Genomic DNA, 8,779 nt, shown 5'->3' with positions numbered 1-8,779 from the left:
GGGAAAAGAAACTTGAACGCTTACCGGAGGGCTTACCGAAAGGTGTCCCCGTTCTCTTGCCCCGTTCCTTGCCGGAGCCCTTTTCCATGATTGGGGGCGAGGTGCAAGGTGCCCCATCGGAAAGGGAAAGGGAAGAACATGACCGCTGTGGACAAGCTCCTGGACAAGGCCACCTGGTTCAAGAGCTCGCTGAGCGAAGGGGGCGGTGACTGCGTGGAGGCGACCCTGCTGACCGCGATCGCCGTCCGTGACTCGAAGGACCCCGAGGGGCCCTCGCTGATCTTCACGGCCGCGGAGTGGAACGCCTTCGTGGCGGCGGTCAAGGTCGGCGAGTTCGACCTCCACCGGTTCCTGGCCGACGCGATCGGCTGATCCGCCCGCCTCGGCGCGGGGAGCGGCGGACCCCCACGACTCCGCCGCTCCCCGCGGTCCCCGTGACGCGCGGCCGGGTGCCTGCGCCGCCCTCACGACCCGCCCTCCCCCCGGATATCGGCGGCCAGCCGGGCGAGGAAGGCGCGGGCGTCGTCCCCCGACAGCGCCATTTCCGAGAGCAGTTCCCACCGTCGCCGGTAGAGCTCCACATCGTCGGGGCCGGTGACGTTCAGCCTGGCGTGGATCAGGTCCACCGTGACGTAGGAGTCGGACCCCTCGGACCCGGTGTCGCCGGTGCCGGCGGCCTCCCGGTCGTCGTTGAAGATGACGAAACCGTGCGAGGTGTAGGTGACGGCCTCCGCGTCGCTGGGGATCACGCCGATCCGCACGTTGTCCAGCGTGCTGAGACTGGCGACCCGGTCGAGCTGGGCCAGCAGCAACTGCGGTGGCCCGGGCCGCCAGCGCAGCGCAGCCTCCGTGATGAGGAAGTCGAACCGCCTGCCCTCCTGGAAGAGGGCGAGCTGGCGATCCAGCCGTCCCGCCACGGCCGCCGCCAGCTCGGCGGGCCCGTACGGGATCTCCCTGAAGAGGGTGAAGACGCGGCGCGCGTACTCCGCCGTCTGGAGCAGGCCGGGCACCACCGATGGCTGGAACGTCTGCGACCGGCTCGTCCGGCTCTCCCGTTCCAGGGTCTCGTCCTGGAGGTGGGACCGGTCGCGCAGCGCCGCCCGCCACGCCTGCACCTCGGTGAACGCCGCCTCGGTGATGGCGATCAGCCGCCGTTCGGTCTCGTCGTCGCCCGAGACCGTCCGCACCCACGCGGTGACCTCGGGCAGGGAGGGCATCGTGGCGCCGGACTCGATGCGCGACACCTTCGACTGGCTGATGCCGAGCCGGGCGGCCAGGTCCCTCCCGGAGATCCCGGACATGCCGCGCAGCCGCCGCAGCTCGGAGGCCAGTTGCCCGCGGACGCCGTTCACGCCGTTGTCGTGCCCGCCGACCTCGGCAATCACGGCGATCTCTCCTTCCCCGCGCGGGACGGCGCGGTGGCCGCCCTCGGGCCGGTGCCCGCCAGACTGATTCAAAATGACCCAAGGTGAACCAGGATGATTCCAACCTCGGCATCGGCGGGTCAAGCGGTTTGACCGAGAAGGTGAGGACGTTTCTCTGACCGGCTCTATGACCAGCCCTCTGACCAGTGCTGACCGGTGCTGCGACGGGACCGGCGGGCGCGGTCCGCGCGCGGAGGCTCAACGATCTTTCGGTCGTATGAAGATCGTTAACTCGCCGCCGCCTCGATCCGCTCCAACAATGGCAGACGTTCCAGGCGTTCAACCGGAAATGCCCGAGATCGGGGGCCGCGGCAAATGATCATTTGCCGCACGGGCGACGGGGTGTTTTGGTCGATATCGTCGCGGTCGACGTGTGCGCCGACCTGCCCACCGTCCCCTACGACCTCGGGCGGGACGAGGACCTGGCGAAGACCGCCGAGCTCGTCGCGAAGGAGGGCCGCGCCTGCCTCACGGCACGCGCGGACGTCAGGGACCTGGCGGCGCTGCGCGCGGCCGTGCGGGCGGCGATGGACCGGTTCGGCAGGCTCGACGTCCTGGTCGCCAACGCCGGGATCCTCTCGTTCGGGCGCACCTGGGAGCTCCCGGAGGAGACCTGGTCGGAGATGATCGGCGTCAACCTGGACGGCGTGTGGAAGACCATCCGGGCGGCCGTGCCCGCGATGATCGAGGCCGGTCACGGCGGATCGGTCATCGTGACCAGCTCGCGAACACCGTGCATCCGACGACCGTCGGCACCCGCATGGCGCTCAACGACGCCACCTACCGCGTCTTCTTCCCCGGGGTCGAGGCTCCGAGCAAGCGGCGGATCGACGAGGGTTTCCAATCCCTCAACCTTCTGCCCGTGCCGTACATCGACCCGATGGACGTCAGCCATGCCGTGGTCTACCTGGCCTCGGACGAGTCCCGGTACGTCACCGGCAGCCAGCTGTACGTCGACGCCGGCACGACCGAACGCTGATCCGCCGGGCGGTACGGCCGGAAAATTCCGTTTCCCCTCTGGAAAGACCTCGCTACCGTCCGGCTAAGGAACTTCGCGGGAGGCGGTAGTGAAACTGCTCAGCACGGTGCGGTCGGACGGAGCCGACCTGGCTCACCTGGCCGCCGAACTCGACATTCCGACGATCGCCGGATTGCAGCACCAGGGTGACGTGTCGGTGATCCCGGCCGCGATGGCGCCGGAGGACCACGTGCGCCCGACCACGCGGGTCCCGGCCGCCGGGGTCGCCGTGGTCCGCGGAGAGGCGGGCGGTCACACGCACCTGCTGCTCGCCTCCGGCGACGTCCGCTACGACGCTCGCGACGGCGCCTCGGACGACATCGTCCTGGGGACGCTGGAGGTCGGCGAGGGCGCGACCGCGTGGCTGGACCACCCCGAGCACGGCAACACCGGGATCGCGCCCGGCCGGTACGTCCTGCGCCGCAAGCGCGAGGTGGCGCCGCGCCTCCTCGACCCGGGGGCCCGCCGCAAGCGCGAACAGGCCCGCAAGCTGGCCCGTAAGCAGGCGGCACGCGAGCAGGCGGCTCGTGAGCAGGCCGCCCGTGAACGCGCCGAACTCGAACGCCAGGCGCGCGAGCGGGCATGGAACTCGACCGTCCGCTTCGTCGCGGACTGACGATGGCGGGCGGAGATGGCTGACCTGCGGGACGCGCACGGCCACGGCCCGCCTCCACCGGCGCCGACGGCGGAGCAACAGGCGCTCTTGCCGTCGGTGCGGGACGAGTGGGTGGGCCACGCCCTGGCGGCGCGCCCGGCGGACCGGGCGGCGGCCGAGGACGGCGTCCAGGACGTCTACCTCGGCGCCGGCCGGACGCCGCCGGAGCACGTGATCTGGCTGGGCTCGCCGAGGGCGGGCGGCATCGGCGCCGACATCCGCGCGGGCCGGCTGCCGGTGGTCACCAGGCGGGCATGGCGGACGCTGCCGGAACGGACCGCCGAGGACATCGTCGAGCGCGTTCCCCAGAACCCTCCCGAGACCGACCTGATCATGCTGGACCCGCTGCCGGCCGGCCTGGCCGGCCTGGAGCGGGACCCGCGATGGGGCGCGCCGCTGACCCGGCTCCGCCGGGAGGTGGCCGCCGCGGTCGATGCGGGGCTGGACAAGGCCGTGGCCGCGGCCGTCGACCAGGTGGCCGCCAACTGGCAGGACGCGTGGCGGCATCCCGAAGCGGGGGCGCTGCCCCGGCTCGGCGCGCTCCCTCCGAGGCTGGCGCCGCGGCTCGCCCAGCTCGACTTCCTCGCACGCTGCGGTGTCTGGGAACCCGACCGCCACAGCCAGGGCCTGCTCCAGGTGGCACGGGCGGCCGGGGAGTGGTGGCCGATGCGCGACAGCGTGATCCTCACCGAGCGCCCCGCCGAGCTGCACCGCGACGCCGAGGGACGGCTGCACCATCCGAGCGGGCCGGCGGTGCGGTACCCCGACGGCTGGTGCCTGTGGGCGTGGCACGGCGTCACCGTGCCGCGCGAGATCATCGAGGGCGACGTCCCGATCGACCGGGCGGTGTCGCTGCGCAACTCCGAGCAGCGGCGCTGCGCCGTGGAGATCCTGGCGGGACGGGCCGGCTGGCGTCAGGTGGCCGCCCGCGCGGGCTGGCCGCGGGTCGGCCGGGAGACGCCGGACCCGGGCAACCCCGGGCAGGTCCTCAGCCTCTGGTGCGTCGAGGAGCTGTACGAGGACCACCTGCACCTGCTCGTGATGGTCAACGGCACGGTGGAACGCGACGGCACCCGGCGGGAGTTCGGCGAGCTGGTCCCCGGCTGGATCCGGGATCCGCTGGAGGCCGCCGCCTGGCAGATCGGGCTCACCGCCGCGCAGTACCGCGAGACCGTCCGGCGCACCTGAGCGGCCGGTCCGGCGGCTAGCGGTACAGGCTCTCGATCAGCTCGGCGCCCAGCCCGACCTTCTCGTAGTGCTCCTTGCAGAGCGCGATGTAGTCGAACACGTCGAAGGTGCCGACGACCTCGCCCTCCTCGTCGAGCCACAGCAGCGGGCCGGTGACGTTGAAGGTCACCCGCATCGGCTCGTCGCTCTCGTACGCCACCAGCGTGTGCGCCTCGCCGGGGGCCTCGTAGACGAAGTCTCCGGCGGTGGCCACCCAGTCGTGTTCGAGGTATCCCCACTTGCCGGAGATGGTGTACGCGAAGACCTGCTGCGGGTGGTAGTGCCGGTTCACCATCCCGGCGCCGCGCGCCATCAGCACGTCGCACCAGCGGTTCTGGCTGGGGGAGATCCACAGCGGCCGGGTGCCCACCGTCTCCGACAGCGGCGCGAAGTAGCGCTCGTCGTCGGTCGGCGCGTTGGAGATGTAGGACTCCGGCACCGCGTCCGGCTTGAAGACCTGCGGTACCGGCTTGATTCCCCGCCAGAACTCCGTCATGGATCCTCCTCGCCTCGAGTCGATCTCCACGATTCATGGTGAATCGGTCCAAAGCAACCCCTCCGGAACAAGGTGCCCGCGTGATAAGTGTTCGCCGAGGAACGGAGGGCGGGGCATGTCGCTGGGCATCGAGGCCGCGGTGTTCGACGTCTTCGGGACGATGACCGACTGGCGGTCCAGCGTGACCGGCGAGCTGGCGTCCGCCGGCCGCCGGGCCGGGCTGGACGCCGACTGGCCCGCCGTGGCCGACGCCTGGCGCCGGCGCTACCGGCCCGCGCTCCGCGGCGTCCTGTCCGGTGAGACGCCGTACCGGCCGCTGGACGAGCTGCACAGGACGATGCTGGACGAGGTGCTGGCCGAGTTCGGGCTCGACGCGTTCGGCGAGGAGGACCGGCGGGAACTCGTGCGGGCCTGGCACCGCCTGCGCGCCTGGCCCGACGCCCTGCCCGGCCTGGAGCTGCTGCACGAGTCCGAGGTGATCAGCGCGACGTTGTCCAACGGCGGGGTCGGGTTGCTCACCCGGCTGGCCAAACAGGCCGGGCTCCGGTTCGACTGTGTCCTGTCGGCCGAGCTGGTCCGCTCCTACAAGCCGGACCCGCGCGTCTACCTCACCGCCGCCGAGCTTCTACAGGTCGAACCGCGACGCCTCCTGATGGTGGCCTGCCACCCGGACGATCTCGCGGCGGCGGCTCGGGCGGGCCTGCGGACCGCCTTCGTCCCGCGCCCGCTGGAGTGGGCCCCGAGGCCGATCCCGTCCCGGCGCCGCCCGGCGTGGACCTCATCGCCGAGGATATCGTGGACCTGGCCCGCCTTCTGACCTGATCGTCCGTCACGGGTCGTCCTCAGCGTCGTCCTCAGGGGCGTCCTGCTCCATCAAGGTGATCCCGATGACGACGCGGCGGTACGGGTCGTCGGCCACGGGGATCCGGGCGGCCTCCGATTCGCAGGCCAGGCACAGCGCCAGCAGCCTGATCGCGGTGCCCCGGACGGCGGTGTACGGTTCCCGCCCGGTGAACAGCGGGATCGCGATCTCGTCAAGACGGCTCGCGGCGTTCCGTGCCCACGCGCTCGGCTCCGTGCCGTCCAGGGCCCGGCGCCCGGCCTGGAGCCGATCGGCCAGTTCCTCGCCGATGGGCGCCGTGCCGGCGCGGGACAGCCCGGCGCGGGCCGCGTCGTTCAGGACGCCGGCGACCCTGCGGCGCCACGCGCGTTCCGGCTCCCGGCTGAACAGGTGGTGGCGGATCTCGTAGTACAGGCCCCGTTCGAAGACCCGGTCGAGCGCGCGGTCCAGCAGGAGGGACCCGGTCTCGCCACTGCCGAGGTCCTGGGGCAGGTCCCGCATGGCCTCGTTGACGTGGCTCTTCTGCTCCTGCCACTCGTCCCACAGCTCACCGGCCCGCTGCTTGTCGATGTAGATGTCGGGGTCGGTGGCCTGGTGGTAGTTCGAGTAGGAGTTCCCCTCGATCCTGATGGCCGCGCTCAGCCGGGCGGCGGCGTCGGCCGCGAGGGCGAGGTCGCGATCGGCATCGTGGTCGGGGACGAGGGCGCGGGCCAGGTCGCGGGTGGCCGCTCCCGCCGTCCCGAGCTCGTCCCGGCAGTCGGAGGCCATGTCCTGCGCCACCCAGAGGGCGTGCTCGCCGTAGCCGTACCGGAGACTCCGGATCGCCCGGATGACGAGGATCCGCGCGAGCAGCGGCGCCACCCGGTCGACATCGAAGGCGATGTGACGGGTGAGCGTCGCGCGGTCGATCGCCGGTCGCATGAGGACCTCCCGTCCGCGGTACGAACGTCACGTCCCGGCACATCCAACCACGAACTTCCGCCACACCGGGATCTCCGGACGGTCGCGCCCGAGGGCATCGCCGCCAGGAGGCCGGGGTGTCAGCCGGACAGCACCGACCGGATGGACCTGGTGACCGTGTCGGCGGCCTCGTCCGCGGGGAGACGCCCGGCGCGTACCTCGGCGGCGGCGCCGTGCAGGATGTAGTGCGTCACGCTGACCAGCCAGGTCACGGACAGGTCGGTGCGGAAGACGCCCTGCCGCCTGCCCCGTTCGATGAGCTCGGTCATGCGCCGGACGGCCGGATCGTGCATTTCGCGGATCCGTCCCTCCGGGAGGACCTTCTCGGCGGCGGCCAGCAGCGCCGCCGACTCCGCCACCAGTTGCCAGCTCGACAGCAGCAGCCGCGTTAGGGCCTCGCTCGCGTCCCCGGTCAGGTCGAGAGCCGACAGGGTCTCCTCCCCGGCGCGCAGGGCGTCGGTGAGCGCGGCCTCGACCAGGTCGGCGCGGGTGCGGAAGTGCCCGTACAGCGTCATGCGTCCCACGCCCGCGGCCTGCGCGATCTCGTCGGTGGTGGCGTTGGGATCCGAGCTCAGCCGTGCGCGGGCGGCGGACACGATGCGCGCGATGCTGCGCTCGGCGTCGGCCCGGCGCCGGGGACGGGCGGAGGGAGCGGTCATGATCCCCATCATAACTCGGATGCGAATGTACGAGTTATGGGCTACCGTCTAACTCGTATGTAGGAGTACGAGTTGGAGGAGATTCGATGGGTCTGCCGGATGAACCCCGCGAAGCGAAGGTCACGCCACCCGAGCCGAACCCCGCGCGATGGCGCGTCCTGGGCCTCCTCGGCGTGGCGCAGCTCATGTTGATCTTGGACGTCACCGTCGTGGCGATCGCGCTCCCGCACATGGAGACCGATCTGGGCCTCAGCCGCGAGGCCCTGACCTGGACCGTCAGCGCCTACACGCTCACCTTCGGCGGGCTGATGCTGCTGGGCGGGCGCATCACCGACCTCATCGGAGGCAAGCGGGTGCTGTTCGCCGGGCTGCTGGTCTTCACCGCCTCCTCGCTGGCCACCGGGCTGGCCACGTCCGCGGAAATGCTGGTGGGCGGGCGTATCGCGCAAGGGATCGGCGCGGCGATGCTGTCTCCCGCCGCGCTGTCGCTCGTGGTGGCACTGTTCGAGGGCGACGAACGGAACAAGGCGCTGGGCATCTGGTCGGCGCTCGGCGGTGGCGGCGCCGCCCTGGGCGTCCTTCTGGGCGGGTTGCTGACCGCCGGACCCGGCTGGCCGTGGGTGTTCCTCGTGAACGTGCCCATCGGCCTGGTCATCGTCGTGGCGCTCGCCGTCATGCTGCCCGCCCGTCCCGCGCCCTCCGAGCGGCCGCGGCTCGACGTCCTGGGCGCGATCCTGGTGACCTCCTCGACCGCGTCGCTGATCTATGCCCTCATCGCGGCCGGCGAGCGCGGCTGGCTCACCGCGCTCATCGGATGGCTCGTCCTCGCGGCGGCCGCGGGGTACGTGCTCTTCGTGGTGTGGCAGCGGCGCGCCCGGTCACCGCTGATGGACGTCCGGCTGCTGGCCCGCCGGCCCGTGGCCACCGGCGCGTTCCTCGTCTGGATGGCCACGGCGCTGATGATCGCGGTGTTCTTCCTGGGCACCTTCTACTTCCAGCACGCCCGCGGGTACGGCGCCCTGCGGACGGGCCTGCTGTTCCTGCCGGTGGCCCTGGCCACGATGGCGGGGGCCAACCTGACCGGACGCGTGATCGGCCGGATGGGCGGGCGGGCACCGGCCATCGCCGGCCTGATCCTGGCGGCGCTCGGCATGGCCGTCCCCGCGATCACCATGAACCCGGTCAGCGTCGTCATCGGCGTGGCCGTCGCCGCGGCCGGTACGGGCGCGATGTTCGTCGTCGCCTCCGCCACCGCGCTCGGCCAGGTCGCCCCGCACGAGGCGGGGATCGCGTCCGGGATCGTGAGCACCTTCCACGAGTTCGGCGCGTCCTTCGGCGCCGCGGTCGTCTCCAGCGTCGCCGCCGCCAGCCTGACCGGGACCACCCTGACCGGTTTCACCCGGGGATTCACCACGGCCGCGATCGCGTCGGCGGCCGTCATCGCCGCCGCCTTCCTGACCCCCGGCCGCCCGAAGCGGCGCACCAAGGAGATCGCCTAG

10 protein-coding genes and 1 pseudogene are annotated in these 8,779 nt (G+C 71.9%); 7 read left to right on the top strand and 4 right to left on the bottom strand.

All coding sequences use genetic code 11. The features are described from left to right. The first annotated feature begins 138 nt into the window (after positions 1-138). The gene (locus tag ACGWYJ_RS38135; protein ID WP_395111501.1) at positions 139-372 is read left to right on the top strand and encodes a DUF397 domain-containing protein; all 234 of its coding nucleotides are present in this window, start codon (positions 139-141) and stop codon (positions 370-372) included. A 92-nt stretch (positions 373-464) separates the two neighbouring features. Here ACGWYJ_RS38135 and ACGWYJ_RS38130 read toward each other — a convergent pair whose 3' ends face one another. Then, a complete protein-coding gene (locus ACGWYJ_RS38130) occupies positions 465-1,385 on the bottom strand; it encodes a helix-turn-helix domain-containing protein (RefSeq protein WP_395111500.1) in 921 nt (306 codons plus the stop codon). Between the two features lie 410 nt (positions 1,386-1,795). Between ACGWYJ_RS38130 and ACGWYJ_RS38125 the strand changes: the two are divergent. From ACGWYJ_RS38125 to ACGWYJ_RS38110, 4 genes and pseudogenes are all read left to right on the top strand, one after another. Beyond that, positions 1,796-2,146, top strand: a pseudogene (locus ACGWYJ_RS38125) (SDR family NAD(P)-dependent oxidoreductase); the annotation flags it as partial. Positions 2,147-2,184: 38 nt separating this feature from the next. After that, entirely contained in the window at positions 2,185-2,403 is a 219-nt protein-coding gene (locus ACGWYJ_RS38120; RefSeq protein WP_395111499.1) for an SDR family oxidoreductase, read from the top strand. Between the two features lie 88 nt (positions 2,404-2,491). Beyond that, positions 2,492-3,058: a hypothetical protein gene (locus ACGWYJ_RS38115; protein WP_395111498.1), complete on the top strand. Its 567-nt coding sequence runs from the start codon at positions 2,492-2,494 to the stop codon at positions 3,056-3,058. 15 nt (positions 3,059-3,073) lie between these two features. Further along, the gene (locus ACGWYJ_RS38110; RefSeq protein ID WP_395111497.1) at positions 3,074-4,285 is read left to right on the top strand and encodes a DUF6745 domain-containing protein; all 1,212 of its coding nucleotides are present in this window, start codon (positions 3,074-3,076) and stop codon (positions 4,283-4,285) included. Positions 4,286-4,301: 16 nt separating this feature from the next. On the opposite strand, the gene ACGWYJ_RS38105 is transcribed toward ACGWYJ_RS38110, so the two are convergent. Next, positions 4,302-4,820, bottom strand: coding sequence for a 2,4'-dihydroxyacetophenone dioxygenase family protein (locus ACGWYJ_RS38105; protein ID WP_395111496.1), 519 nt, complete (start codon positions 4,818-4,820; stop codon positions 4,302-4,304). A 115-nt stretch (positions 4,821-4,935) separates the two neighbouring features. Here ACGWYJ_RS38105 and ACGWYJ_RS38100 point away from each other — a divergent pair, with 115 nt between their 5' ends. Then, positions 4,936-5,637 carry a haloacid dehalogenase type II gene (locus tag ACGWYJ_RS38100; RefSeq protein WP_395111494.1) on the top strand — a complete coding sequence of 234 codons (702 nt, stop codon included), beginning with the start codon at positions 4,936-4,938 and terminating at the stop codon, positions 5,635-5,637. 12 nt (positions 5,638-5,649) lie between these two features. Here ACGWYJ_RS38100 and ACGWYJ_RS38095 read toward each other — a convergent pair whose 3' ends face one another. Next, on the bottom strand, positions 5,650-6,582 hold the full coding sequence (locus ACGWYJ_RS38095) for a hypothetical protein (RefSeq protein WP_395111493.1): 933 nt from the start codon (positions 6,580-6,582) through the stop codon (positions 5,650-5,652). Positions 6,583-6,701: 119 nt separating this feature from the next. Continuing rightward, on the bottom strand, positions 6,702-7,280 hold the full coding sequence (locus ACGWYJ_RS38090; protein ID WP_395111491.1) for a TetR/AcrR family transcriptional regulator: 579 nt from the start codon (positions 7,278-7,280) through the stop codon (positions 6,702-6,704). Between the two features lie 86 nt (positions 7,281-7,366). On the opposite strand from ACGWYJ_RS38090, the gene ACGWYJ_RS38085 reads away from it, so the two are divergent. After that, complete coding sequence (locus ACGWYJ_RS38085; protein WP_395111489.1) at positions 7,367-8,779, top strand: MFS transporter; 1,413 nt, start codon at positions 7,367-7,369, stop codon at positions 8,777-8,779.

Source organism: Actinomadura sp. SCN-SB (assembly GCF_043906805.1).
Classification (GTDB): Bacteria; Actinomycetota; Actinomycetes; order Streptosporangiales; family Streptosporangiaceae; genus Spirillospora.
The sequence above is the reverse complement of the archived record's forward strand: the minus strand, read 5'-3'. Positions and strand labels throughout refer to the sequence as shown.